The sequence below is a fragment of the Deinococcus sp. YIM 77859 genome (assembly GCF_000745175.1).
GTDB lineage: Bacteria > Deinococcota > Deinococci > Deinococcales > Deinococcaceae > Deinococcus.
Genome location: NZ_JQNI01000002.1, coordinates 1973348 through 1999430, shown reverse-complemented (window position 1 = coordinate 1999430; position 26083 = coordinate 1973348). Strand labels below are relative to the sequence as shown.

Annotated in this window: 25 protein-coding genes; 15 read left to right on the top strand and 10 right to left on the bottom strand. The window is 68.4% G+C overall.

Annotated elements, in window-relative coordinates:
- Nucleotides 1-92 precede the first annotated feature (92 nt).
- Together EI73_RS09880 and ubiE are read left to right on the top strand one after the other, a co-directional pair.
- Complete coding sequence (locus tag EI73_RS09880; RefSeq protein WP_034386348.1) at nt 93-1280, top strand: glycine C-acetyltransferase; 1188 nt, start codon at nt 93-95, stop codon at nt 1278-1280.
- Between the two features lie 23 nt (nt 1281-1303).
- Nucleotides 1304-2053, top strand: a complete 750-nt coding sequence (ubiE, locus tag EI73_RS09875; RefSeq protein ID WP_051935476.1) for a bifunctional demethylmenaquinone methyltransferase/2-methoxy-6-polyprenyl-1,4-benzoquinol methylase UbiE — start codon at nt 1304-1306, stop codon at nt 2051-2053.
- On the opposite strand, the gene EI73_RS09870 is transcribed toward ubiE, so the two are convergent.
- Complete coding sequence (locus EI73_RS09870) at nt 2037-4553, bottom strand: YhgE/Pip domain-containing protein (RefSeq protein ID WP_034386346.1); 2517 nt, start codon at nt 4551-4553, stop codon at nt 2037-2039. The two genes, ubiE and EI73_RS09870, sit on opposite strands and share 17 nt — an antisense overlap.
- Before the next feature lie 121 nt (nt 4554-4674).
- Here EI73_RS09870 and EI73_RS09865 point away from each other — a divergent pair, with 121 nt between their 5' ends.
- Nucleotides 4675-5295 (top strand): TetR/AcrR family transcriptional regulator, encoded by a 621-nt coding sequence (locus EI73_RS09865; protein WP_051935475.1) that lies wholly within the window; start codon nt 4675-4677, stop codon nt 5293-5295.
- A 44-nt stretch (nt 5296-5339) separates the two neighbouring features.
- Here EI73_RS09865 and rpmF read toward each other — a convergent pair whose 3' ends face one another.
- A complete protein-coding gene (rpmF, locus tag EI73_RS09860) occupies nt 5340-5522 on the bottom strand; it encodes a 50S ribosomal protein L32 (protein ID WP_034386345.1) in 183 nt (60 codons plus the stop codon).
- A gap of 135 nt (nt 5523-5657) precedes the next feature.
- On the opposite strand from rpmF, the gene EI73_RS09855 reads away from it, so the two are divergent.
- From EI73_RS09855 to glmS, 3 genes are all read left to right on the top strand, one after another.
- Nucleotides 5658-6323, top strand: coding sequence for a trimeric intracellular cation channel family protein (locus tag EI73_RS09855; protein ID WP_051935474.1), 666 nt, complete (start codon nt 5658-5660; stop codon nt 6321-6323).
- Nucleotides 6324-6332: 9 nt separating this feature from the next.
- On the top strand, nt 6333-7532 hold the full coding sequence (locus tag EI73_RS09850) for a PLP-dependent aspartate aminotransferase family protein (RefSeq protein ID WP_034386344.1): 1200 nt from the start codon (nt 6333-6335) through the stop codon (nt 7530-7532).
- 432 nt (nt 7533-7964) lie between these two features.
- The gene (gene glmS, locus EI73_RS09845) at nt 7965-9785 is read left to right on the top strand and encodes a glutamine--fructose-6-phosphate transaminase (isomerizing) (RefSeq protein WP_034386343.1); all 1821 of its coding nucleotides are present in this window, start codon (nt 7965-7967) and stop codon (nt 9783-9785) included.
- Between the two features lie 10 nt (nt 9786-9795).
- Here the strand turns inward: glmS and EI73_RS09840 are convergent, their stop codons facing one another.
- Nucleotides 9796-10386, bottom strand: coding sequence for a GNAT family N-acetyltransferase (locus EI73_RS09840; RefSeq protein WP_034386342.1), 591 nt, complete (start codon nt 10384-10386; stop codon nt 9796-9798).
- A complete protein-coding gene (locus EI73_RS09835) occupies nt 10383-10811 on the bottom strand; it encodes a ketosteroid isomerase-related protein (protein ID WP_051935473.1) in 429 nt (142 codons plus the stop codon). Before EI73_RS09835 ends, EI73_RS09840 begins: the two co-directional genes overlap by 4 nt.
- A 182-nt stretch (nt 10812-10993) precedes the next feature.
- Here EI73_RS09835 and EI73_RS09830 point away from each other — a divergent pair, with 182 nt between their 5' ends.
- On the top strand, nt 10994-12247 hold the full coding sequence (locus tag EI73_RS09830) for a hypothetical protein (RefSeq protein ID WP_034386341.1): 1254 nt from the start codon (nt 10994-10996) through the stop codon (nt 12245-12247).
- A 21-nt stretch (nt 12248-12268) separates the two neighbouring features.
- Here EI73_RS09830 and EI73_RS09825 read toward each other — a convergent pair whose 3' ends face one another.
- Together EI73_RS09825 and EI73_RS09820 are read right to left on the bottom strand one after the other, a co-directional pair.
- Entirely contained in the window at nt 12269-12523 is a 255-nt protein-coding gene (locus EI73_RS09825) for a hypothetical protein (RefSeq protein ID WP_034386340.1), read from the bottom strand.
- 96 nt (nt 12524-12619) lie between these two features.
- On the bottom strand, nt 12620-13600 hold the full coding sequence (locus EI73_RS09820) for a BON domain-containing protein (RefSeq protein WP_034386337.1): 981 nt from the start codon (nt 13598-13600) through the stop codon (nt 12620-12622).
- A gap of 247 nt (nt 13601-13847) precedes the next feature.
- Between EI73_RS09820 and EI73_RS09815 the strand changes: the two genes are divergently transcribed.
- Nucleotides 13848-16703, top strand: a complete 2856-nt coding sequence (locus EI73_RS09815) for a 2-oxoglutarate dehydrogenase E1 component (protein WP_034388036.1) — start codon at nt 13848-13850, stop codon at nt 16701-16703.
- 114 nt (nt 16704-16817) lie between these two features.
- Complete coding sequence (odhB, locus tag EI73_RS09810; RefSeq protein ID WP_034386333.1) at nt 16818-18104, top strand: 2-oxoglutarate dehydrogenase complex dihydrolipoyllysine-residue succinyltransferase; 1287 nt, start codon at nt 16818-16820, stop codon at nt 18102-18104.
- A gap of 151 nt (nt 18105-18255) precedes the next feature.
- Here the strand turns inward: odhB and pyrE are convergent, their stop codons facing one another.
- Entirely contained in the window at nt 18256-18816 is a 561-nt protein-coding gene (gene pyrE / locus EI73_RS09805) for an orotate phosphoribosyltransferase (protein WP_034386330.1), read from the bottom strand.
- A gap of 110 nt (nt 18817-18926) precedes the next feature.
- Between pyrE and EI73_RS09800 the strand changes: the two genes are divergently transcribed.
- A complete protein-coding gene (locus EI73_RS09800) occupies nt 18927-19667 on the top strand; it encodes a ribonuclease HI (protein WP_034386327.1) in 741 nt (246 codons plus the stop codon).
- A 21-nt stretch (nt 19668-19688) separates the two neighbouring features.
- Here EI73_RS09800 and EI73_RS09795 read toward each other — a convergent pair whose 3' ends face one another.
- The 3 genes from EI73_RS09795 to EI73_RS09785 are packed head-to-tail and all read right to left on the bottom strand — an operon-like array spanning nt 19689 to nt 21727.
- Nucleotides 19689-20036, bottom strand: a complete 348-nt coding sequence (locus EI73_RS09795) for a VOC family protein (RefSeq protein WP_034386324.1) — start codon at nt 20034-20036, stop codon at nt 19689-19691.
- A 43-nt stretch (nt 20037-20079) separates the two neighbouring features.
- Nucleotides 20080-20997: a YafY family protein gene (locus EI73_RS09790; protein WP_034386322.1), complete on the bottom strand. Its 918-nt coding sequence runs from the start codon at nt 20995-20997 to the stop codon at nt 20080-20082.
- Between the two features lie 49 nt (nt 20998-21046).
- A complete protein-coding gene (locus tag EI73_RS09785; protein WP_034386319.1) occupies nt 21047-21727 on the bottom strand; it encodes a metal-dependent hydrolase in 681 nt (226 codons plus the stop codon).
- Between the two features lie 152 nt (nt 21728-21879).
- Here EI73_RS09785 and cdaA point away from each other — a divergent pair, with 152 nt between their 5' ends.
- From cdaA to rsfS, 5 genes are read left to right on the top strand one after another with little or no spacing between them, the layout of a single operon-like run.
- Nucleotides 21880-22722, top strand: coding sequence for a diadenylate cyclase CdaA (gene cdaA, locus EI73_RS09780; protein WP_034386316.1), 843 nt, complete (start codon nt 21880-21882; stop codon nt 22720-22722).
- On the top strand, nt 22719-23681 hold the full coding sequence (locus EI73_RS09775; RefSeq protein ID WP_034386313.1) for a YbbR-like domain-containing protein: 963 nt from the start codon (nt 22719-22721) through the stop codon (nt 23679-23681). The genes cdaA and EI73_RS09775 overlap by 4 nt, the downstream gene beginning before the upstream one ends.
- A gap of 57 nt (nt 23682-23738) precedes the next feature.
- Nucleotides 23739-24356 (top strand): bis(5'-nucleosyl)-tetraphosphatase (symmetrical) YqeK, encoded by a 618-nt coding sequence (gene yqeK, locus EI73_RS09770; RefSeq protein WP_034386311.1) that lies wholly within the window; start codon nt 23739-23741, stop codon nt 24354-24356.
- Entirely contained in the window at nt 24353-25639 is a 1287-nt protein-coding gene (locus EI73_RS09765; protein ID WP_051935472.1) for an LCP family protein, read from the top strand. The genes yqeK and EI73_RS09765 overlap by 4 nt, the downstream gene beginning before the upstream one ends.
- Nucleotides 25636-26034: a ribosome silencing factor gene (rsfS, locus tag EI73_RS09760; protein ID WP_034386309.1), complete on the top strand. Its 399-nt coding sequence runs from the start codon at nt 25636-25638 to the stop codon at nt 26032-26034. The genes EI73_RS09765 and rsfS overlap by 4 nt, the downstream gene beginning before the upstream one ends.
- Nucleotides 26035-26083 lie beyond the last annotated feature (49 nt).

Sequence of the window (26083 nt, the reverse complement as noted above, 5' to 3'; positions counted from 1 at the left end):
CCCGGAGTATAGGCCGGGCCCGCTTACACTTTTCTCTCAGCGCCTCCCCACCCTCAAGGACGCTGAACCGACCAGGCGTCTAGACTGCACGCATGACCACCTCGCTTTCTGGCCGCCTGACCGCCGAACTCGCTGGCCTGCGTGACGCTGGCCTGCAGATTCACCCACGCGTGCTTGACGCTCCCCAGCAGGCCCGCACCCGTGTGGACGGACACGACGTGATCAACCTTGCCTCCAACAACTACCTGGGGTTCGCGAACCACCCGGCCCTCAAGGAACGGGCCGAGCAGTACCTGCGTGCGTGGGGTGCGGGGGCCGGCGCCGTGCGCACGATCGCGGGCACCCTCCGGATTCACGAGGACTTTGAAGAGCAGCTTGCCGCCTTTAAGCACACGGGCAGCGCACTCGTTTTTCAGAGCGGCTTTACCACCAACCAGGGGGTGCTGGGCACACTGCTGAAAGAAGGTGACCTGGTCGTCAGCGACGAGCTGAATCACGCCAGCATCATCGACGGCTTGCGCCTCGTCAAGGCCACCAAAAAGATCTTCCGGCACGCCGATCCCGAGGACCTCGAGCGGGTGCTTGCAGAACATCCCACAGACGGGCTGAAGCTCGTCGTGACGGACGGCGTCTTCAGCATGGACGGCGACGTCGCGCCCCTCGACCGCCTCATAGCGGTGGCCCGCCGGTACGGGGCGGTGACCTACGTGGACGACGCACACGGCTCGGGCGTGCTGGGCGAGGCCGGGCGCGGCACGGTTCACCACTTCGGTTTCGAGCACGCGGACGACGTGATTCAGGTGGGCACCCTCAGCAAGGCGTGGGGAGTGGTGGGCGGCTACGCCGCGGGGCACCGCGACCTGCGCGAACTTCTGATCAACCGCGCCCGCCCGTACCTCTTTTCCACCGCGCACCCACCCGCCGTGGTGGGGGCGCTCTCGGCGGCGCTCGAGCTCGTGCAGCGCGAACCCGCCTTTATGGCGCGGCTCTGGGACAACACCCGCTTCTTCAAGGCTGAACTCGCCCGCCTGGGCTTCGACACCATGGGCAGCCAAACACCCATCACGCCGGTGCTGTTCGGTGAGGCGAGTGCGGCGTTCGAGGCCAGCCGCCGCCTCTTGGCTGAAGGCGTCTTCGCCGTCGGCCTGGGCTTCCCCACCGTTCCGCGTGGTCAGGCCCGCATTCGGAACATCGTGACCGCCGAGCACACGCGGGAGGACCTAGAACAAGCGCTCGCCGCGTACGAGCGGGTGGGCCGGGCGCTCGGGGTGATCGGCTAGCGCGCGCCCCCTATCATCCCTCCATGACCAGCCGCCCCCCCGTGGGAGACAAGCAAGACCGGAGCCGCCAGGTCCAGGTGATGTTCGCCGCCATCGCGCCCCGCTACGACCTGCTCAACCGCGTCCTGAGTTTGGGTGTGGACCGCCTGTGGCGGCGGGAGGCGGCGCGCGAGGCGCTGGCCCTGAAGCCCGCACGGGTGCTCGACGTGGCGACGGGAACGGGCGACTTCGCCCTCGAGCTCAAAGCCCGCGCGCCGCAGACCGAGGTGATCGGCAGCGACTTCGTGCCGCAGATGCTGGAGATTGCCCGTGCAAAGGCGCGTGCCCGGCACCTGACCCTGCGGCTGGAGGAGGGAGACGCCCTCAACCTTCCCTACCCGGACGCCTCCTTTGACGCGGTGACCTGCGCCTTTGGCTTCCGCAACTTCGCGGACTACGCACGCGGCCTTGCCGAACTGTGGCGGGTGCTCCGGCCGGGGGGCCGCCTGGTGATTCTGGAATTTCCGCCGCCCCGTCCGGGACTGTTCGGGCGGCTCTTTCGCTTCTACTTCCGCCGAGTGCTGCCGCGCATCGGGGCCCTGGTCAGCGGCAATGCGGGAGCATACACGTACCTCCCGGAAAGCGTGCTGGCCTTTCCGGACCCCGAGCGGCTCGCCGGACTGATGCACGCCACCGGCTTCCGCACCCGGTACCGCCTGCTCACCTTTGGCATCGCGGCCATTCACGTGGGGGACAAGGCCTCAAGCCCTCAAGCCCTCAGCCCACATCCGTGATGATCGGCGAGCGGAACTGCTCGTCGGGCGTGAACTGCCAGCGGGAGCGGCTGAGGAGGGCCACCCCAACGCCGACCAGGCCCACGAGCAGCATGCGGGCCATGAACACCCCGTACTGCCCCTCGTAGGCGCCGAACATGGCAAAGCGGAGGGCATTCACCACGTCGGTCACCGGAATAAAGGTGTGAATCGCTCGGAAAAACGGCGAAGACAGCTCCACCGGGTAGCTGCCGCCCGAGGCAGCGAGTTGCAGCACCAACAGCACCAGCGCGAGCAGGCGGCCCGCCGCCCCGAGGAGCAGATTGAGGGCGAGAATGAGCCCCAGAAAGGTCAGGCTACCGGTCACGGCGGTGAGCACCACCAGACCGGGATGCAGGAAGCTCGCGCCCAACAGGCGCACGCCCAGCACCACAATCAGCGCCTGCGCGACCACGTAGGCGGCGGGCACCGTGAGCTTGCGCAGCACGCGCGCGAGCTGGGACGTGTTCCGGCCGCTCTCGGGCAGCAGCAGGTAGGGAAAGAGAAAGGTGGTCAGCGTGCCGCCCACCCACAGCGCCAGCGCGATGAAGTACGGCGCAAAGGCTTCCCCGTTGTTCTTCACGGGCGCGGCGGCCTGCTCGCGGACGACCACACTGGCAGCGAGGCCCTCCGGGTCACCGCCCAGCTGCTCGATTCGGTCCGGCACTCGGTCGTACAGCCGGCGGAGGCCCTCCTGCAGGTCCCGCGCTCCACTCTGCAGCTTCACCGTTCCCGTCGCCACTCGCTGGGCGCCGGTTTGGAGCCGGCCCAGGCCCTGCGTGAGTTCTCCCGTCTTCGCGGCGAGGGTGCGCGCGCCGTCCCGAAGCTGATCCAAGTCCTGCTGCGCGGGCAACTCGCCGGTGATCGTCTTCAAGGCGCCTTTTATCCTGATATTGCCCTCCACCAGCGTGTTCACACCCTGCTGGAGGGACTGCGCACCAACCGCCAGCCGCTGCGCTCCCGCGGCCGCCGCCCCGGTCTTCTCGGCGAGGGCTGCGGCTCCGGTCTGGAGCCTGTGCACCCCGCTCTGGAGCTGCGCGGCGCCCTGCGCCAGTCGTTCTGCACCCTTTGCCGCGTTCGTGCTGCCCTCGGCGGCTTCACCGAGCTTGTCGGCGAGGGTGACGGCCCCTGCCTCCAATCCGGCGGCTCCAGCCCTGAGCTGTTCTGACCCCTGGGCCAGGCGCTCAGCGCCTTTGGCGGCGTCGGCACTGCCCTGTACCGCTGGGCCCAGCCTGCTCTGCACGGTCTCTGCTCCCGCCTGAAGCTTCTCCAGCCCGGCCTCGAGTTGCCCCGCTCCTCGGGCGAGGTCCGACGCGCCGACGCTGAGCACCTGGGGTCCATTCTGAAGCTGCGCCGCAAGCTGCTGGGCACCTCCCTGAAGCTGTTTTGCCGCCTGCGCCAGCTTTCCCGCCCCGCCGCTCAACTCCTGTGCCCCCCCCTGCAGCTGGCCAAGACCATTCGAGAGCTGCGGCAACCCCCCAGCAAGACTGTCCGCGCCGCGCTTGACCTGCCCAGCACCCCGAGCGAGGTCGGCGGTTCCGGACTGAAGCTGCTGTGCTCCGCCCTGGAGCTGCTTCAGTCCGTTCGCCAGGCTCGCACTGCCCTGCACGAGCTGCGCCGCCCCCTGCCGGAGGGGCTGAAGCTGCGGGGCGTCGGGGGCTCCCCGGTTCAGTTGCCGCAGCCCGGCGCTGAGCTGGGCCGTGCCCCCGGTGAGGCGGCTGACTCCCGCCGAGAGCTTCTGCGCGCCCCGCGTGAGCTGCTCTCCCCCCGTGTGGGCCGAGGCTGCCCCCTGCGCGAGGTCTCCGGCACCCCGCGCCAGCTGGCCCGCGCCGTCCTCTAGGCGGCTCGCCCCGTCCCGCAGCTGGCGAGTAGCGGCCTTGAGGTCACGGAACCCCTGTTGCAGGTCCGCAAGGGACGTTTGGACCACCTCCCAGCGGTTGCTGCCCAGCCGGCTGTTGATGCTGCTGGCGAGTTCCTCCGCCACACTGCTGCCCACCCGGCTGGCGAAGTAGCTCGTGCCGGGACTGCTGTAGAGGTGCAGCGCCCCGTGCTCGCTGCTTTTTGCCGCCACCGCCTGACGGCTGAAGTTCGGCGGAATGGTCAGGGCAAAGTACACGTCGCCGCGCCGCACCGCCTCCTGCGCGGCCCGCTCGCTCGGATAGGAGATCAGCCTAACGGGCGGGTCCTGCCGCAGCTCCTCCACCAGGTCCCGGCCCAGGTGGTACGTTTTGCCGCGGTACGTGGTGCCCGCGTCGCTGTTGACCAGGGCCACGGGCAACGCTTCCAGGTGGCCGTAGGGGTCCCACACACTGGCGAGATAGATGGCGACGTAGAGCACCGGAATAAAGAGGATGGCCAGGGCCGCGCCCCACATCAGCGGAGCACGCCACAGCCGGCGCTCGCTGGGCGTGAGCTGCCGGTAGTCCGCTATCAGGCTGCGGCGCGAGCCAGAGTCAGGAGAAATGCTGCGGTGATCGGACATAGCAGGGCCTTTCCACACAGGAGGTCTGACACTGTGTCAGAAGGCCAGCATGCGACCTTACTGACGCTTTGTCAAGTGACAGCTTGTCGAAAACCCACCGAGCTTCTGCTAGGATGGGGTCATGACCCTTTCGGCCCCCCGCCGACGTCTTCCTTCGGCCGATCGGCGGCAACAGATTCTCGACGTGAGTGCTCGCCTGTTTGTCGAGCGCGGCTTCGAGGCCGTGAGCATGGGCGACATCGCGCGGGCCCTCGGGGTCTCCCGCCCCACCATCTACAGCTACTTCACGTCCACCGAAGGCGTTCTGGCGGCCCTGCTCGACGAGCGGCTACACGCCCTTCTCGCTCGCCTCGGCCCCCTGCTGGCCGCGCGGGCGGGGCAGCCCGACCTGATCGAGGCGGTCTTTTCTTTCCTGCGGGGCGAAGAGGACACGCTGGCCCTCCTACACAGCGGCAGCGGCGCGAGCTTCCAAGCACGGCGGCACGCCTTTCTCGACGACCTTGGGGCCCGGCTTCGGCACAATCCCGATCTGCTGGCCCCTCACGACCCCCTCCTGCTGCTGATCATCACCACCCTGCTCGACAGCCTGGCCTACCGCGTGGTGACCGATCCCGCAGTGGATGCCGAGCGCCTTGGCCGCACCCTCGGCGCCTTTGTGCGCGGCGGCGTGCGCTCTAGCCTGGAAGAAACAGGCCCGGCCTCCTCAAAGAGCTGTTCACCCTCCAGACGATCATCCCAATAAAAAAGGCCCCCACTGCGGGAGCCTCGCTCTTTTCTGGCCGAGCCTTAGACCGCCAGCACCTGACGGCCGTTGTAGTAGCCGCAGCTTGGGCAGATGTGGTGGCTGAGCTTCTTGGCGTGGCAGTGGGGGCACTCGGTCAGGTTGGGAGCCACGAGCGCGTGGTGGCTGCGGCGCATGTCGCGCTTGCTCTTGCTGGTCTTCTTCTTGGGAACGGGGTGCTTCGCCATGATTTCTCTCCTCGGGCCGCGCGGCGCCTCTTTGGAACGCTGTCGCCGGGGCATCTTCTCGCAGGCGCGAGACAACAGGGGCGAGTATAGCATGTCTTCCTGCTTTCCCAAAAGAGCGCGCTAGCATGACCAGCGATGCCCGAATGGACGCTGCCACAGGGACCTTTTCCCCACGTGACCTGGCAAGAGGGACTCCACCTCCTCGACCTCTTGGGTGTGCTCGCCTTTAGCATGTCGGGAGCGCTGCTCGCGGTTCGCAAACGGTTTGATCTGTTGGGCGTGCTGGTGCTGGGCTGCGTGACGGCGGTGGGCGGCGGGGCGATCCGGGACACCCTGACCGGACAGACGCCCCCTCTTTTCCTGCGCGACGAGACGTACCTGTGGCTGGCGCTGCTGGGCGCCGTGCTCGCCTTTGCCTTTGGGGAACGCCTGGCCCGCTTCGAGCGCACCCTGAGCGTCTTCGATACGCTTGGCCTCGCCCTGTTTGCCGCGTCCGGCGCGGTGGGTGCCCTGGGGCTGGGCCTAGGACCGCTGGGGGTGATGTTTGCCGGAATGCTCAGCGGCGTGGGAGGCGGCATCATCCGCGACCTGATCGCCAACGAGGTCCCGGAGGTGATGTACCGCCGCGACCAGCTCTACGCCACCGCCGCCGCGGCCGGAGCCGCCGCCGTGTACCTGCTCGCTCCCCACCTGCCCACCTTTGGGGCGCAGCTGTCGGGGGCAGCGGTGGTCATTCTCCTGCGCTGGCTCTCCCGCCGCGGTTGGGTCCGCCTCCCGGTGCGGCGGCTGCCGAACGGTTAGACTGGGGACATGTCTAAACAGGAGCTGCGGGCTGGGTTTCGCACCCGCGCCGTTCATGCCGGTCACGGCCTCGATCCGGTCACGGGTGCCCACGCCGTGCCCATCTACGCCACCTCGACGTTCGGGTACGGCAGCGCCGAGCGGGGCGCGCGCCTCTTTGCCGGGCAAGAGGCCGGCTATTTCTACTCGCGCCTGGGCAATCCCACCGTGCGGGCCTTTGAAGAAAAGGTGGCGAGTCTGGAGGGCGCCGGGGACGCCGTCGCCTTTGGAAGTGGCATGGGTGCGGCGAGCGCGGTTGCCCTCACCTTCCTGACCTCCGGAGACGAGGTGGCCTTTGTGGGGCCCCTCTACGGCGGCACCGAGGGGCTGTTGCGCGATATCCTGGGGCGCTTTGGCGTGACGGTGCACGAGGCGGGGGACGTGGACAGCCTGCGCGCGGTGCTCAGCGGCCGGACCCGCCTGGTGTGGCTGGAAACGCCCACCAACCCCACGCTGAAGATCGTCGACCTGCGGGCGGCCTGCGAGATCGCGCACACGGTAGGGGCGCTGGTCGTGGTGGACAACACCTTCTGCACGCCGTACCTGACGCGCCCGCTGGAGTTTGGGGCCGACCTGGTGCTGCACTCCGCGACCAAGTACCTGGGCGGGCACGGCGACGTGATCGCGGGGGTCGTGGCGGGCAACCCCGAGCTCGTCGGCGAATTGCGGCTGCACGGGCTGCGGCATGTCGGCGCCGTTCTGGGACCGCAGGACGCCTACCTGCTGCTGCGCGGCCTCAAGACCCTCCCGCTGCGAATGGACGCCCACTGTGCCAATGCCCAAGCGCTCGCTCAGGCGCTGCGGGGACACCCCGCCCTAGGGGCCCTGCATTACCCCGGCCTGCCCGAGCACCCCGGCCACGACGTCGCCTCCCGGCAGATGAGCGCCTACGGAGGCCTGGTCAGCCTGGATCTCGGCACGCCAGAGGCAGCCTTTGCCTTTCTGAACGGCCTACGGCTCTTCACCCAGGCCGTTAGCCTAGGCGACGTAGAAAGTCTCTCCAGCCACCCCGCCAGCACCACCCATCAGCTCCTGGGCACGGAGACGCTGGCACGCCAGGGCGTCACACCGGGGCTGGTGCGCCTCTCGCTGGGCATCGAGGACGCGCAGGACCTGATCCTGGACGTTCTGAACGCGCTCGAACAGGTGCCGGCGAGCGCCGTGCCCTAGGCGTGGCTCAGCCGCCGCTCCTCCTGTGAGTATCATGCACACGATACTCCCCAAAGGTGCTATCCTGCCCCCGAACCGCTGGTGTCCGGTTCGTCCAACGGGAAGCGCAAGGTCTGTCTGAGGCCCGAACGAGCGGCCTGGGGCAGAAGACGAGGTGGAGGTGAGCGAGCGTTCTGCGGATGCCTCCAGGCCCGGCACGGGCCTCCCCGACTTTCCCTCCTGGCAGGGGAAGGAAGCGCGGCGATAACCCCCACGGCGACGTGGGCATAAGGCCGCGCAGTGCCACCCTCCAACGTCAGACACCATCCGCTCCGGCAAAGGCTGGAAGCGGATCAGGAGGCTGGGGGGGGCCGGTTGTTCGGTGTGCGAGCTGGAGGACCCCACCCCATGTTCCCGCTCGGGTGTGTCGGCGGCACACCAGAGGAGGCTTGTATGTGCGGAATCGTCGGTTATATCGGCACCCGGCAGGCGCAGGACGTTCTGATCTCGGGCCTCTCCCGTTTGGAATACCGCGGCTATGACAGCGCGGGCGTGGCGGTCGGTGACGGCGCGTGCATCGCGGTGAGGAAGAAGGCGGGCAAACTCGCCAACCTCAGCGATGAGCTTACGCAGGCGCCGCTGGCGGGCACGCTGGGCATCGGCCACACGCGCTGGGCCACCCACGGCGTGCCCAACGACACGAACGCGCATCCGCACGCGACCGAGGACGGCAAGATCGTCATCATCCACAACGGCATCATCGAAAATTACCTCTCGCTGAAAGAGGGGCTCCTCGCCCGCGGGCACACCTTTAGAAGCGAAACCGATTCGGAGGTGCTCGCGCACCTGATCGAGGAGGCGTATGGGGGTGACCTGTACGAGGCCGTGCGGCGGGCGCTCTCGCAGGTGCGCGGCGCGTACAGCATCGTGGTGACGCATGTCGACCACCGGGAGATCGTGGCGGCCCGCACCGTGAGCCCGCTGGTGATGGGGGTCGGGGAGGGCGAGATGTTCCTCGCGTCGGACGTGCCCGCGCTTCTGCCGTACACCCGGCGAATGGTCTTTTTGCACGACGGCGACATGGCGGTGCTCAGTGACGACGGCTACCGCCTGACTGACCTGGCGGGCCATCCGGTCACCCGCCCGGTGGAGCACATCGAGTGGGACGCGGAGGCGGCAGAAAAGGGCGGCTTCGATACCTATATGCTCAAGGAGATCTACGAGCAGCCCCAAGCCCTCACCAATACCCTGATTGGACGCCTGCACGACGAGACGGGTGAGGTGAATCTCGACATCGGCCTTCACCCGTCCTCCTTCAAGCGCATCGCCATCATCGCCTGCGGCACCGCCTACTACGCCGGGCTGGTCGGCGAGTACCTCATCGAGGAGCTCGCGCGAATTCCGGTGGAGGTGGACGTGGCTTCGGAGTACCGCTACCGCCATCCCATCGTGAGCGAGCAGACCCTGGCCATCGTGGTGAGCCAGTCGGGCGAGACGATCGACACGCTTGAGGCGCTGCGCGAGGCCAAAAGGGGCGGCGCGAGGACCCTAGGGGTCATCAACGCCAAGGGCAGCTCGATGACCCGCGAACTCGACGATACGCTGTACATCCATGCGGGGCCGGAGATCGGGGTGGCCAGCACCAAGGCGTATACCAGCATGGTGAGCGCCTTTGTGCTGCTCGCGCTGTGGCTGGGCCGGGCGCGCGGTACCCTGACGGAGACTGCGGCGCAAGAACTCCTGCACGCGACCCGCGAACTGCCGCGCCTGGTGGAAGAAGCCCTTGCCCCCGAGCGGGTGGCGCGGATCAAGGAGGTCGCCGAGAAGTACGCTGGCGCCCGCGACTACCTGTTCCTGGGCCGCGGGGTGAACGCGCCCACCGCCTTTGAGGGGGCGCTGAAGCTCAAGGAGATCAGCTACATTCACGCTGAAGCCTACGCGGCGGGCGAGATGAAACACGGTCCGATCGCCCTGATCGACGAACAGCTTCCCGTCGTGGTGGTTGCCACCGCAAGCCGCCTCCTCGAAAAGACCATCAGCAACGTGCAGGAGGTCCGCGCCCGCTCCGGCAAGGTCATCGCCCTGCTCTCGGATGGTGACACGGAAAACGCTCGTCACGCCGACGACGTGCTGTACGTGCCACGGGCGCACGAGATGGTCAGCCCGGTGGTGAACGCGGTCGCCATGCAGCTGCTCGCCTACTTCACGGCCACCGCCCTTGGCAAGGATGTGGACAAGCCCCGCAACCTGGCCAAGAGCGTGACGGTGGAGTGAGGGAAGGGGGTTATCCCCCACTCCTGACCCAGAAGCGCATCACTTTGGGCGTCTCCTGGGACTCGCCCACGTCCTGCCAGGAGAGCACGGTCTCTAGGTCGGGCCGCTCTGCGTAGCCGCGCGCCCGCCAAAAGGCATGCAGGGAACGGTGGCTCGGGGGACGAGCCGGGTGGTCCTCCGGGCGCTGCACCGCACAGAAGGCGGTGATGGGGAGGCCCAGGCGAGCGGCGTGCGCTTCTCGCTCGTCGAAAAAGCGGTGCCCCAGACCCTGCCCCCGGTATTCGGGCAGCAGCACGCTCTCGCCAAGGTACAGCACGGCGGCGGGGTCAAACTCGGAACGCAGAAAGGGCGCCCGCACTTCTGCCGTTTCCTCCAGCAGTGGCAGCGCGGTGCTCGCGCCGATCACCCGCTCGCCGTCCCGCACCAGAACCACCAGGGCGCCGGGCGCGTTGAGGTAGGTCGCCAGATAGCCTTCCTCGTACTCGGGGCTGCCCGCGTAGAGGTAAGGGAAGTCACGGAAGACCGTCATCCGCAGCCGTGCCAGGTCGGGAATGACCGCCCGCAGGTCCTTTCCCGTGACGGGGACAACAGTCAGGCTCAAGGATTCCCCTGTACCTGCCGCGTCCACTCGGCCAGGTTGTAGTAGTTCGTGACGCGGGTGATCTTCTCGTCCCGCACCTCAAAAAAGGCCCCGACGGGCAGCACGTAGGTCTGGCCCCGCGCTTCCGGCAACCCCGGATCGGTTCGCAGGTACTCGCCGTGAATCACGAACTCGGCGGCGGCGCGGGTGCCGTCTGGGGTCGCCATCACCACGAGGTCGGTGACCCGCTCACGGTAGTGGCTGTCCATGCGGCGCAAAAACGCCCCGAAGGCTTCCCGCCCATGCTGCGTTTCACCCTCGTTGATGTCGTGGCGCACGTCACCGCTCAGCAGGGCGAGCAGGGCGGCGGGCTCTCCGGCATTAAAGGCCTCGTAGTAGGCCCCAATCAGGTGAAGGGTTCGGGCCTGCGGATCAGTCAGGGTCACGACAGACAGTCTAGCGCCCCCCAGACGTGCCCTTTCTCACACTTCGTGAAGTTTTCTGCCGTGTGGGCGTGCCTTCTGCCCTTGTCTTACCGCTGAGTCTGCTATTTTTTGGGGGAACAACTCGCGCCGTCGTGCCGCGTTCCCGCAGCCTCGCGGGGCGCTCTTCATGGAGGTTCCTCCGCATGAAACAAGTGCGTTACATCATCACCCGTCCCTGTCTGCAAGAGGGTAGCCTGCGTCTTTTGAAGTACCTCGACAGCACCTTCCCGGAAAGCGGCCCGGTGCTGCTTGTGGACGAACGCGGCCGTGAGTACACGGCGGAGGTAGACCGCGCGGCGGGACGGGTCTGGGGCCTGAGGAACCTCTACCATGACGGCAACCTGGGCGTGAACGACGTGCTGCTGCTGACGCCCCTCGCGCCGGGACGCTACCAGGTGGAGGCCGTCGTCAAGCCCCACCCAGCCCCATTGCCAGCCAGTCGGACCACCACGGAAGCGGTGCCGGAAGCCCGCCGGGTGGTGGTGACGGCCACCCCGCACGTCCGCGAGGTGCGCCTAGAACAGCCCCGCTCCCAGGAGGGCCAGCGCAGCGTCACCGAGCTCCCCCGGCGTGTGCATTCAGGCACCGCGCCTGAAAAGGCCCCAGAAGCGAGTGCCGCGCGGGTGCACGCGCCGGCGCCTGGCCAGACGACCAGCGCCCCCCAGGGGAGCCCTGCCGAGGCCGGGCGTGAGCGCGCCGCTTCCCGCGCTGCGGTGCCGCTGCCCAGCCGACTCGAAGACCAACTCGCGGAACTCGCTCGGCTGACCGGCTACCGCCTCACGTTTCCCGTCCCGCAGGTGGCACGCCTGGCCGCCGAACTGGGTACGTACGGATACACGGTCCAGCTCGCCCTGGAGCCCGCCGCGCTGCACACCCCCCGTTGGCGCGAGGGCGCAGACTACGCGCTGCTGGTGACCGGAGAGACGGAACGTCCGCAGGGACAGCCGCACCTGACACGCGAGGCGCTGGCCGCGCTCATCGAGCACGCGCGGCTCGCCCCGCTTTCTCCCCTCGATCTGCGCGGGTACTGGCAGGCGGGTCACCTTGACCTAGAATCGGCCGCGAGCATCTCGGAGCTGGTTGGGGCTCACCTGGCTCAGCGGGGCGCCTTTTCCTTTGTGCTGCTCACGCTGGCGGCGCACCCCGCCCACAGCGTGATCAACGTTTCTCGTCTGGCCGAGCGGCTGGGGAGCGGCGTGAACATCGCCGAACTGCGCAGCATCCTCGACACCCTCACCCGCGCGCCGTTCCTGGCCCTGACACCGCTTTCCGGCGGCGAGTACCTGCTGCGCACGGAGATTCGCGACCTGCTGGCTGACCTCGCTGACTATGCCGACGGGTTACGCCGCCGGGTGCGTCAGCCCGCCGCTGTGAACGAGAACGCCGCGCCGGTCTGACGGCACAGGCTCCCCAACGGGTTAAAGGCCCTTATCGTCCAGCCCCGTCGTGCCGAAGGTCGTTCCGGTGGAGGTCCCGTCATCGGCCTGGCCGGGCCGGTCGGGAATGCCCCGGTCCTCTCGGTCGGAGGGGCGGCGGGGACTATCGGTGACCGTGGGCGTATCGGTCAGGCCGCTTCTGGATCCGCCCGTCCACTCCGAGCGGTCCGCCATGCCGTTGCCGACGTCTGGAGGAAGGCCCTCCTGCGCGGTGGGGCGAGTGTCGTCTGAAGTCATGGTGCTCCTCGCGGGGGGGGAACGCTGAACACGAGGGCGTTCTCCCCGTGTTCAGCGCCCAAAGGTCAGGTGGCGCTCAAGGCCCTGGCCGGACCCTTAGCGCCGGTTGCTGTCGGTGTCTGTGTTATCGGTGCTGGGCCCGCTACCCAGGGACCCGGCCGCCGTGCCGCCGGTGCTGGTGTAGCCGGTGCTGCCGGTGCGGTCCACAGTGCTGCTGCTGCCGCTGCCGCCACCCATGCCGATGCCGCCGCTCTGGCTGCCCATGCTGGACTGGCTGCTGCCGGTCTGGTTCCCCATGGTCGTTCCGGAGCGCTCCATGCCGCCCTGCTGCACACGCAGTTGGTTGTGGACGTCCTTGACACCGCGCACCCGTTCCGCACACTCCTCGGCGCGGCGCTTCTGCTGGCGATCACTGACCGTACCGGTGAGGGTCACTTCACCGTTTTGCACCTGTACCTCGATGTCGCTGGCATCCACGCTGTGGTCGTCTTCGAGGGCGTCGTTGACTTCCTCGCGGATGCGTTCATCACTGCGCTGGTACCCCTTGGGGCCGCGGCCCCGGTAGCTCTGCATCCCGCCCTGACCAGAGTCCTGCCCGTATCCCTGGCCCATGCTGCCGTACTGGCCGCCACCGTACCCACCACCATACGAGGCGCCCTGGCTGCCGTACATCCCACGGTCCATGCCGGACATGCCGCTCTGGCCGTAGCCCTGACCGTACCTCTGGCTCTGCCCGTACTCCTGACCGTAGGAACGGCCCGACGCACCGGCGCCGTAGCCCATATCGCCCGGATCCACGCCGTAGACCATGGTGCGGTCACCGCGGCCGTAGCCGTAGCCTTGGCCCCAGCCACCGCGGCCAGAGGAGCCGCCGTAGCCCTGGCCCATTCCCGAGCGGTCGCCATAGCGGTCGTCACCGTAGCGGCCCCGGTCGTCGTCGCGGCCCTGGAACCAGTCACTCACGCGTTCCATCAGGCCACGGTCGTCGTCGCGACCATACCGGCTGTCATAGCGGCGGTCATCGCGCATGTCGCGCATGTAACGGTCGCCTTCGCGGTCATCACGGTAACGGGTCATGTTCCCCTCCTCTGCGGGCGTGGGCGAGGTGCCACCTGGTCCTTCCAGGCGTCGCAACTTCCCCTAGGTCTTGCCCTCCCCGTGATAGCCGTCTAGACACCCCACGAGATGACAGCACCTTTAAGGGCACGGCGTGGCCCGGCTCATGAAGAAAAGGCTTGGGGGTGCTGTGACCTCCCTGGGAACAGGGGCAGTGTGGCGCGGAGTCATCGCCCCGAGACCGCGTGGGGGTATGCTGAAGGGCGTTATGACGCAGTCACCAACCATCATGTCCGGCGGGAACGCGGCCTTTATCGAGGGGCTGTACGAGGCGTACCTGGCCGACCCTGGAAACGTGGACCCCGAGTGGCGCGCGTATTTTGACGAGCTGCGCGGCGGGGCGAGCGAGACGGCTCACTCGGCGGTGCAGCAGGCGTTCTATGCCCTAGGAACGCAGCGCCGGGGTGCCGCCGCTCCTGCACCCAGCACAAGCGCGGGGCTGAGCGGTGCCCAGCAGGCCGCGGGCGCCCTGATTACCGCCTACCGCGTGTATGGCCACATCAGCGCCCGAACCAATCCCCTCAAGATGCGCGGCGTTCCGGTGGTGCCCGAACTCACCCCCGAGTTCTATGGCCTCTCGGAAGCGCAACTGCAGGAGCACGTGCAGGTGCAGGAAGGCCCTTTCAGCGGCACCCTGCGGGACGTGATCGCGCAGCTTCAGGAGACGTACTGCGGCTCGATCGGCTTCGAGTTCAACTACCTGCCCGCGCCGGAGCGCCGGTGGTTTCAGGAGCGCATCGAGCCGACGCGCGGACGCGGCCAGTACAGCCCGGAGGAACGCCGCCGCTTTCTGCACAAGCTCAACGCGGCCGAGGGCCTGGAACGGTACCTGCACATCAAGTACGTGGGCCAGAAGCGGTTTTCGCTGGAAGGAAGCGAGAGTTTCATTCCACTTCTCGACCGCATCATTCAGCAGGCGGGCCGCTACGGCGTCAAGGAAACGGTCATCGGCATGGCCCACCGCGGGCGCCTCAACGTGCTGGTGAACATTTTTGGCAAGAAACCCGCCGACCTCTTCGCCGAGTTCGAGGGCAAGAAAAAGCTCAGCGATAACCCCGATGTGGCGGGCGACGTGAAGTACCACATGGGCTTTTCCAGCGACGTGCGCACGCCGGGCGGTCCGATGCACCTCGCGCTCGCCTTTAACCCCAGCCATCTGGAGATCGTCTCGCCGGTCGTGCACGGCAGCGTGCGGGCTCGCCAGGATCGCCGCGGCGACACCGAGCGCAAGCAGGTGCTGCCCATCACCGTCCACGGCGACGCTGCGGTCAGCGGCCAGGGCGTGGTGATGGAGACCCTCAACCTCTCGCGCCTGCGCGGCTTCACAACGGGTGGAGCGGTGCGCATCGTGATCAATAACCAGATCGGCTTCACGGTCAGCGACCCGCGTGACACCCGCTCCAGCCGCTACTGCACCGATGTGGCAAAAATCGCCAACGCGCCCGTGCTGCACGTCAACGGCGACGACCCGGAGGCGGTGGCCTTTTGCGGTGACCTCGCGCTGGAATACCGCCAGACCTTCGGCAAGGACGTCTTCATCGACCTGATCTCCTTCCGCCGCCACGGGCACAACGAGGCCGACGACCCCACCATGACCCAGCCCATCATGTACCGGGAAATCAGGACCCATCCCGGGACCCGCGCCCTGTACGCGCAGGCGCTGGAGCGGGCGGGCGTGCTGAAGCCCGGCGAGGCAGACGAGCTCGTCGAGCGCTACCGCGAGCGGCTTGACGCCGGGGACGCGGTTGTCGAGGAAATTGAGAACGTGGAGCAGAGCAAGCTGGCGGCCGACTGGAGCCAGTACATCCACACCCACTGGACCGAGGAGACACCCACCGCCGTGCCCCAGGCCAGGCTGACCGAGCTCGGCCTCAAGCTCACGGAAGTGCCGGAGGGCTTTGCACTTCACCGGGGCGTGAAGCGGGTGCTGGACGCCCGCCGGGCGATGGCGAAGGGCGAACAGCCGCTCGATTGGGGCATGGGCGAGATGCTGGCCTACGCCACGCTGCTCACGGAGGGCTACAGCGTCCGCCTCGACGGTCAGGATTCGGGGCGCGGCACCTTTAGCCACCGGCATGCAGTGCTGCACAACCAGCAGGCGCAAGACCCGCTGAACGAGGAGTACGTCAGCCTCGCGCACCTCGCCCCGGATCAGGGCCGGGTGGAAATCATTGACTCCACGCTCTCGGAGGAGGCGGTTCTCGCGTTTGAGTACGGATACTCCACCTCCGAGCCCAAGGCGCTGGTCGCCTGGGAAGCGCAGTTCGGGGACTTTGCCAACGGGGCGCAGGCCGTGATTGACCAGTTCCTCAGTGCGGGCGAGAGCAAGTGGCAGCGCCTCTCGGGGCTGACCATGCTGCTTCCGCACGGCTACGAGGGGGCCGGGCCCGAGCACTCCAGCGCCCGGCTGGAACGCTACCTGCAACTGTGCGCCCAAAAGAACATGCAGGTGGTGGTTCCCAGCAGCGCCGCGCAGATGTTTCACCTGCTGCGCCGCCAGGTGCTGCGGCCCTACCGCAAGCCCTTGATCGTGATGACGCCCAAGAGCCTGCTGCGCCACAAGCTCGCCATGAGCTCGCTGTCCGAGCTGGCGGAAGGCCGCTTCCAAGAGGTCATCGGGGACGACAGGGTGCAGCAGGCCAGCCGGGTGGTGATCAGCTCCGGCAAGCTGCACTGGGAACTCTTTGAGGCGCGGGAGGCCGACAGGGAGGGCTATGCCGGCACCGCGCTCATTCGCCTGGAGCAGCTCTATCCCTTCCCGGCAGAGGCGCTGCGGGCCGAACTCGCCCAATTCCCCGGCGCGCAGGTGGTCTGGGCGCAGGAGGAGCCCGAAAACCAGGGCGCGTGGCTGATGATCCGCGAGGATCTGGAACGGGTGCTGGCCGCGGGGCAACGCCTGACCCACGCCAGCCGCCCGCGTTCGGCGAGCACGGCCGTCGGCTATGCCCACGTGCACGCCCTGGAGCAGGCGCAGGTGATTGCTGCCGCGCTGGGCGAACCGGTGACCCGCGAGGTCGTCGAGGCGGAGATCAAGAAGACGGCCCAAACCAGCGCGCAGTCCTGAGCGCAGAGCGGGCGGGGGCCGGGGGCATCCTCCGGTCCCCTGAACACGGGCTACAGCTCCCCAGAAGCGTCACTCGGACAGTCACGCTTCAGCAGGGGTATAAAGGAAGGCGTTATGGCGGAGATCAAGGTTCCCGTATTTTCTGAGTCGGTGAGCGAGGGTACGCTCCTGACCTGGCACAAGCAGCCCGGCGAGGCCGTCAAGCGCGGCGAGGTCATCGCGGAGATCGAGACCGACAAGGTCGTGCTTGAGGTCACCGCCCAGCAGGACGGTGTGCTCCAAAGCGTGACCAAACAGGAGGGTGACACCGTCCTGAGCGAGGAAGTGCTGGGGACCATCGGCGAGGCCGCCGCCAGCACGCCCGCCCCTGACCAGGCCTTGGGCCCGGTCGCGGGAGAAACGAGCGCGGGCGGCACCGCCGTTCAAGCCGACAGCCAGGGGCAGCAGCCGGCCGCGGCCCGCCGCGAGGACCTCTCTCCGGCTGTGCGCAAGATCGTCGCGGAACAGGGCCTTGACCCGGCGCAGCTGCCCGCGACCGGGCCCAAGGGCAACATCACCAAGGCGGACGCTGTCGCCGCCGCGCAGGGCGGCTTGACCTACCAGGGTCCGCAGTCGGCGGCGCAACCCGTCAGCCAGCAGGCTGCGGCCAGCAGCCCGTCCGCACCGGCACCAGCGCCCGTCTCCCAGGTTCCGCCGGGAGCGCGGCCCGAGCAACGGGTCCCCATGACCCGCATTCGTCAGCGCATCGCCGAGCGCCTCAAGGAGGTGCAGAACACCGCTGCGCTGCTCACCACCTTCAACGAGATCAACATGAAGCCGGCGATGGACCTGCGGAAGAAGTACCAGGACCAGTTTGTCGCCAAGCACGGCGTGAAGCTGGGCTTCATGAGCCTTTTTGTGCGCGCGGCGACCGAGGCCCTCAAGCAGTTCCCGGTGGTCAACGCGAGCGTCGAGGGCAAGGACATTATCTATCACGGCTACTACGACATCGGCATCGCGGTGGCCTCTGACCGTGGCCTGGTCGTGCCCATCCTGCGCGACACCGACCAGCTGAGCCTGGCCGACATCGAAAAGAAGATCGCCGAGTTCGCAGGAAAGGCGCGGAGCGGCAAGCTGACGCTGGAAGAGATGAGCGGCGGCACCTTTTCCATCACCAACGGCGGCACCTTCGGCTCGCTGATGAGCACCCCGATCATCAATGCGCCGCAGAGCGCCATTCTGGGGATGCACAACATCGTTGAGCGCCCGGTTGCGGAGCAGGGCCAGGTCGTGATCCGTCCGATGATGTACGTGGCCCTCTCGTATGATCACCGCATCATTGACGGCAAGGAAGCCGTGCAGTTCCTGGTGACGATCAAGAACCTGCTCGAAGACCCGGCACGGATGCTGCTGGAGGTGTAAGGCGCTCCGCGGGGGGGCAAGGGCGGCGCCGGCCTCTTCGCGTTCAGGGACAAGCGGGCAGCTCTGCGGGGAGGGAGCTGCCCGCCGTTCGCCTAGGAGACTGCCCGGGCACAGGCGCTGGAGGCGACGCCAGACACCGTTCCTCAGAACCTCAGATCTCCTGCAAGGGCCGCTCGGCCAGCCACGCCGGCACCTCATCCGGCGCATAGGTGTCGAAGTACAGCCGGGTGAGGCTGACGAGGGGGTAACCCGAAAGCGGCCCCTCCTCGCGGCGGCGGTCCACGATGCAGGCCACAGCGGCGCACCGGCCGCCCAGAGCCTCCACCGCGCGGACGGCCTTGAGGACGCTGCCGCCGGTGGTGAGCACGTCCTCGACCGCGACAAAGGCTTCTCCCGGCTGGACAGTAAAGGCCTCGCGGACCTTCATCCCGCCCTGGCCGTCCTTTTCCGTGAAGATGGCGCGGGTGCCGTAGTGGCGAGCCGTCTCATAGGCGAGGATGACCCCGCCCATCGCCGGGCCGACGAGGAGACCGGCTTGAATCCCGGCCTCTCGCAGTTTTGCGGCGAGGGCCTGGCCGATCCGCTCGGTGAGGTGCGGATATTGCAGCACGGTGGTGGATTGCAGGAACTTGGGCGAGTGGCGGCCCGACGCGAGCAGAAAATGCCCCTCGTGGTACGCGCCCGCCTCTCGGTAGAGGGCCAGAACGTCCATGCGGCGAGTATCGCATTCAGCCGGGGCGGGAGGGTGCATGATGGGAGACCGGTGAACCAGAGCCTTCAGCCGTCAGAGAGCAGCCATCCGTGTCAGGAGGGAGGCTCCCCATGAATCAGGCGTATGTGGATGCGAGCTGGCACGAGCGGCCCGATGGGTACGGGGTGGGGGGCTGGGGGCTGGTGCTGCTGCGCCCCGGTGAGCTGCCCACCCGCTACCAGGGGCAACTGAACGCGCCAGACAACAACGCCGCGGAGGTGAGGGCGGTGCTTGAGGCGGTGCGGCACGCTCCGGCGGGCGAGGGCCTCACCGTCTATACCGACAACGAGGCCGTGATCGCGTCGGTGGGCCGGGGCCGCGGACCGCACAGGCTCGCCGACCTCGCACGTGCGGTTCAGGACGAGGCGCAGGCGCGGCAGGTGGGGTTGCGCGTGCGGTACGCACCTCGGACCCGGCGGCACATGATGGCCGCGCATGATCTGGCCAACAACGCGCGGCGGGGCCTTTCCTCCCCCGAGCAGGACGGGCCGCAGGCGGACGTCCTGATCGAGCAGCGCCCCGCCCTGCCCGAAGCGCGTGTGAGCCTGCGCCGCCCCGGCGAGCGCGTCACCGCCCTCGTCAACCTTGATCCCCTCTCGGACGTGCCCCCCAGCGCTCAGGCCCTGCTGGCCGCCGTGACCCTCGCTCGCCCCGGAGAGGTGCTGGTCGTGCGCCGGGCGAGCAAGGTCGCCCAGGCCCTCTGGCAAAGGCCCGAACGCGCTCTGCGCCCCGCCGCCCAAGCTCAGCTCACGCAGGCTCGGCAACAGGCGGACGGGCTGGGCGTACAGGTGGAGTTTCAGGGGACGGGGTAGGTCTTTTGGGAAGGGGGCCGTTCAGGCCTCGTAGAAGCCGAGCCGGTGACCGTCAGGGGTCTTTACCGTGAAGGTTCGGCCAAAGGGCATATTGTGCGGCGGTTCAACGATCTCCGCGCCGCGCCGGGCGAGTTGCGCGTGGTAGTTCTCCAGATCCGGCACGATGAAATAGGCGGTCACACCCGCGCCGAGCGGTGGTCTGGCCTCACGGTCTTCACGGATCGCCAGCCCGGCGCCGCTCGCCTGCACAAAGGCGTTCGCGCCCGGACGCTCCTCGGTCGGCTCGAAGCCCAGCACCTCAGTGAAGTAGGCGCGGGCCGCCGGGTAATCGGGCGTATGCAGGGTGACAAAAGCGAGAATGGTCTTCATCTCTGACCTCCTGAGTCCAGCTTGCCGGAGGACAGTGACACCCCTATGTCAGGAGCATCCGCCGCGCTTCCTCGCGGACCTGCTCCCGCAGTTCGGGTGGCTCCAGCACCTGGACGCCCGCGCCCCACGACAACACCCAGGCGAGAACGTCACGCAGGTCACGGACCTGGAGGGTCACTTCAAACCCGCCCGCCACATCCTGTGCTGCCGTCTGGAAGAAATGAGGCCGCTCCCGCACGGCCCGCCGGAGTTCGTCGGGAAACTGCAAGCGGACCCGCACCCCCCGCCGCTCGCGTTCCGGAGCGGGACCGGCCCGCCAGCGGGGGTCAAGCTCGAACGTCTGCGGCAACAGGCGCACCTCGGCCATACGGGTGAGGCGGAAAGTCCGCCGCGCGCCGCGTGCCGGGTCGAACGCTCCCAGGAGCCAGACGCCATTCAGGTGAATCAGGGACAGGGGATAGACCTCCCGCGTTTCCACAGGTGCATCCGGCTTGTGATAGGCGAAGGCCACGGCGCGGCGGCCCAGCACGGCAGCGCGTAACCGCCGCAGCGTCTCGGCGTCCCCACTCTCATTCGGTGGAATCACGCGCAAGTGGCGGCGGAGCTCGACCACTTCCACACGCTTGCCCTCGGGGAGAGCCGCCTCCAGTTTGCGCAGCGCCGAGGTCAATGCCTGGGCATACTCGGCATCGAAAGCCCCCCGCACCGCGTCGCCGCCGAGGGTCAGCATCACCGCCTCTTCCACCGTCAGGTGAAGCGGTGGCAGGAAATAGCCTTCGAGCAGGCGGTAGCCCTTGCCCGGCAAGCTGACCAGCGGCACACCTGCCTCGCCCAGAGCCAGCATGTCGCGGTAAACGGTCCGCACGCTGACACCGAAGGTGCGGGCCAGGTCCTCGGCGGGCGTCCAGCCACCTCCGCGAAGTTCAAGCAGCAACGCGAAGAGGCGGTCCGTCCGGTTCATGGGGAGAGTTTAGGATTCCGGCAGCTTCTCCCCGGCGCGGAATTGCCCCTCACGCCTCCGTCGTCTCCCCCGGCGCCAGCACCCGCACGTCCACGCCGCGCTCCCGGCCTTCGCGCGCAAACACCTGCGGGTCTCCGGTCAACACCGGAAAGGTGCCGTAGTGCATGGGGATGGCGATACGCGGGCGCAGCAGCTCCAGCGCACGGGCCGCCTCCTCCGGCCCCATCGTGTAGTGGTCCCCGATGGGCAACAGGGCCACGTCCAGCCCCCGGTCTCCGATGAGACGCATGTCCCCAAACAGGTTGGTGTCGCCCGCGTGGTACACCCGCACGCCGTCCAGCTCGATCACCAGGCCGGTCGGCATGCCGCCATAGGTTCCGTCGGGAAAGGAGGAGGAGTGCCAGGCGGGGGTGAGGGTCACGCTGCCCCAGGAGGCGCGGTAAGTGCCGCCGATGTTCATCCCGACGGCGTTTTGCGCGCCGTGTTGCTGCGCGTACCCGCCGATCTCAGCGGTGCCGATGATGGGCACGCCGGCTCGGCCAAAGTCGAGCGCGTTGCCCCAGTGGTCGCCGTGGGCGTGGCTGATCAGAACCGCGCTGAGGTTCCAGCCCAGGGCCTCCTCCACAGTGATGGGGGACTGGGGATTGCCCGCGATAAAAGGGTCAATCAGAACGCGGTGCTCGCCGCTTTCGAGAAGAAACGCACTCTGACCCAAAAAACGCAGTTGCATAGGCCTCAGTGTAGGCAGGCGGGGAGCCGGAGTGCACGGCCTTCTCACACTTTCCCTTTTCTCACACTTTCCTCGGGCTGCTCGTCAGCCTGCGGCACGTATAGTGGGCACGTGCCGCAGGCTGGTTTGGGCGGCGGGAAGGAGCACCCCGCATGCTGTTCCCCGGTTCACTGACCGTGAGGGACGTGCTGGACGTGCTGCTGGTCGCGTTTCTGATCTACCAGGGGTACCTGCTGGTGGTGGGAACGCGGGCGGTGAACGTCCTGCGCGGCATCCTGGTGTTTGCGGGCGTGTGGGTGCTGGCAGAGCTGCTGGGGCTCACCACCCTGAGCTACCTGCTGGGCCGCGCGGGCACGGTGGGGCTCTTTGCGTTGGTGGTGCTGTTTCAGCCGGAGTTGCGGGCGGCGCTGGAGCGGGTGGGCCGGCCGCGCGGGCGGGACCAGGGCGCGAGTGGCGCCGCGCTCCAGGACCTGGCCCGGGCGATGGAGCGCCTCGCCGAGCGCAAGACGGGCGCCCTGATCGCCATCGAGCGGCGCACACCGCTGGGCGAGTACGCGGCGACGGGGGTGGCGCTGGACGCGAAGGTGAGCGCACCCTTCCTGGAGGCGCTGTTTGCGCGCAACGCGCCGCTGCATGACGGCGGCGTGATCATCCAGGGGTCGCGGGTGGCCGCGGCAGGCTGCCTGTTTCCTCTCCAGTCGAGTGACGGCACCTACCGGCGCTACGGCACGCGCCACCGCGCCGCCATCGGCCTGTCAGAACTGACGGACGCGGTTGTGCTGGTGGTCAGCGAGGAGCGCGGCTCCATGCGAATCGCGCTTGCGGGGCGGCTGGGGCCGGACCTGAACGGCTCCGAGCTGCGCGAGCAACTGCGGGCCCTGGTGTATGACCGTGCGGACCTCAGCGGGGAATTGCCGGGGCCGCGGGCTGCCTCTGCCGCAGAGCCGCCCACGCGCGCCGAAATAAGCGGGCCGCCGGAACGGGGGAGCGCGTGAAGGAAAGCCGTCTGGGCCGCTGGACTGACCCCCGCCTCCTGTGGCGACGACTGCTGCACAACCTGCCGGCCAAGACGCTGGCGCTGGCGACGGCGGTGGTGCTGTGGCTGGTGGCGACGGCCGATCGCCGCGCCAATGTCGAGCAGAGTTATGACGTGCCGGTCACGGTGAGCGACACGACGGGCGGGCGGGGCGTGGGCACGCGCACGGTCAGCGACCTGTCACCCGCCACCATCCGGGTCACCCTCAGCGGGCGCCCCGAGCGGCTGCGCGAACTGCGCGGCGAGAACATCGAGGCGGTGGTGGACGTGACGGGAGTTCCGGAAGGCAGTTTTACCCGGCCCGTGACCGTACAGGCCCCCACCGGGACCACCCTGCGTGGTCTACGGCCCGAGCGGGTTCAGGGCTTTGTGGATACCGTGCTGACGCGAACGCTGCCGGTGACCCTGAGTGTCGCTACACCGCCCGAAACAAGCGTCCCGCGGTACACCGTCACGCCCACCGAGGCGGCCGTGAGCGGAGCCAGCCGGGTGGTGGGCACGGTAGAACGCCTGGTCAGCAGCCCGGTTTCGCTGCCCGCCGGTGGCGAGCGTGAGGTTCCTCTGCTGGCCCTGGACGCGCGCGGCGCAGCTGTCGAGGGGGTGACGGTGAACCCCCGCACCGTCACGGTCCGCCGGGTGGACACGGGCGAACTGCCCATCAAGAGCCTGCCGGTGGTGCTGGCCGAGCCGCCCGCCGGGCTGCGGGTCACGGCGGTGAGCGTGCAGCCCAGCCGGGTGCGCCTGGTGGCCGCACCGGAACTGCTCGCTCGCCTGCGGGAGGTGGCGGGCACTGTTCCCTACCGCGAGGGAACCTACACGGCCCCCGTCACCCTCCGCGTGCCGGCGGGTGCTCAGGCTCTGGAGGAGGTCAGCGCGCGGCTGACCGTGGAACGTGTTCCCCGCGCTCCTGCCCGCTGAAACGCGGCAAGCAGCGTATAATGCACCCATGGTGTGGCGCATGACCCACATGGCCATATGATCGCTGAGCTGCCCGCCCTGCGGCACCCGCTGGCTGAACTCGCTGGCTGGGACGAACGTGTGCGGCTGCTGGTGCGTCCGCGCCGCTTCGAGCACGTGCTGCGGGTCGCGGAGCTCTCCTGCCGTATCGCCCGCGCCAACGGCCTGGACGAGGCGCGCGCCTACGCCGCGGGGATCCTGCACGACATCGCCCGCGACCTGCCGGACGCCGAACTGCTTCGCCTGGCGCCGCCCGAGTGCGACATCGACCGGGCGCATCCGCTCGCGCTGCATGGCCGCGCCGCTCGCACCCTGCTGGAACGCTGGGGCTATACCGACCGCGTGGTGCTGGAGGCTGTGGAGGACCACACCACCGGCCCGCGCGGGGGCAATCCGGTGGCGGCCTGCGTCTACATCGCGGACGTATCCGAGCCCGGAAGGGGCGTGAATGACGATATCCGCGAACTGGCGCTGCGCGACCTGAATGCGGCCCTCTGCCGCGCCATCGTCTCCAAGGTGACGTACCTTCAGGGGCGCGGCATTCAGGTGCATCCGCGAACGCTGCTGGCGTACCATGCCCTGCCGGGGGCGGGGCAAGCCGCGTCTCCCGCTGCCGATCCTCCCCCGTCCCCATGACTGCCTCTTCGCCTTCCCCCCCACCCCACCTGCGAGCCCGCCTGCGGGCAGTCCAGGTCTTCGGCCTGAGCCTGGCCGCCCTGACCCTGGGCGGCTTTGCAGTGCTGCGTGCACCCGGCGCCGCCGCAGGAAGCGCCGCAGCGAGCGAAGTCCCCCGCTTTACCCTCCTGCTGGCCGGGCGGGACATCGTGTACTGCGCCTACCGCACCCCCTGCCGGGATCAGGACCAGCGCACGGGGCTGCTGCAACCCCCCAACACCGACACCCTGATGCTTGTCAAGGTGGACGGAACCCGCGTCAACGTCCTCAATATCCCGCGCGACACCAACGTAGGGGACTTTGACCCGCGGCGGTCCCTGGCCGAGCAGAAGGTGAATAGCCGTTACTGGGCGGGTGGACCGTCCGCCCTCACGCAGGCCGTCGAGACGATTACCGGAGAACCCGTGGACGCCTACGTGATTGTGCGAACCGACTATGTGGCGCGCGTGATCGACGCGCTGGGGGGCCTGGACGTCACGGTGCCGGAGGGCGGCATCGAGTGGGTGGACCAGGCGGCCGGCGTGAATCTCAAACTGCCTCCCGGCCACCATCACCTCAGCGGAGAACAGGCGGTGCTGTTTTTGCGCGTGCGCAAGGGCTTTGGAGACGACTACGGACGCATCGACCACCAGAAGCAGGCGCTGACGCAGCTCGTCTCGCGCCTGAAGACGCCCCAGGGGCTCACGGCCCTGCCCACCATCCTGGGCGGCCTGGGCCACGGCGTAGAGACGAATGTGGACCCCAACCTGCTGGGCCACCTGCTGCCCCACCTGCCGGACCTCAAGCTCACCTTCGCCACGCTGCCCACCCGGCCCATCCCCGGCACCTTTAACCTGGCCGCCGACCGCGCCGCCCTCGCCCGGGTGTGGAACACCTCTGCGGAGGAGGCCACGAGTTCCTCGCCGGACCTACCGGACGTCACCGTACGCATCGTGGACGCCAGCGGGGCGGGGCTGGGGCCAGCCCTGGAACGGGCGCTGCGAACGCTGGGCTACCGCCGGATCACGGTGCAGCTGGCACCGGCAAGCGGTGAAGCCAGCCAGGTCTTCACCGGACAGGACGTGCGGGCCGCGGGCGAGCTGGCCGATACGCTGGGCCTGCCCCGCCTGCAGGGCGAACGTTTCCCCGTTGCTCCAGGCGAGGTCGGTATTCTGCTGGGAAGAGATGCCCGCCAGAGCCTCGCGGCCCTGCAAGCCCTGAACGGGAATCCCCCCCCTCAACCCCCTGCCACGGAGAACCCATGACCCCATCCCACCCTGAGGCCATCCACCACCAACTTCGCGCTCTTGTGGACGCCGCCCGCGAGCGCCGTGCCGAGAACGTGGTCGTTCTGGACCTCACCGACGTCTCGTCCACCCTGGAATACTTCGTGATCTGCACCGCGACGGCGGGCCTGCAACTGAACGCCGTGCAGGAGAACATCCGCGAGAAGGCGCAGGAGGTCGGCCTTCCCCGACCCACCGTGGAAGGCCCCAGCGAACGCTGGCTGCTCCTCGCCTTTGGGGGGAGCATCGTGGTCCACATCATGACGAAAGAAGCCCGCGAGTACTACGACCTAGAGGGCCTGTGGAGCGACGCGCGAGTGCTTGAGTTTCCCGAGCAACACGGCCCACAGGAGAAGCCCAACCAGACGGTATAGGAGCTCTCTTTCCGGCCCGACCGCTCGCCCTGACATTCGCCTGACCTCT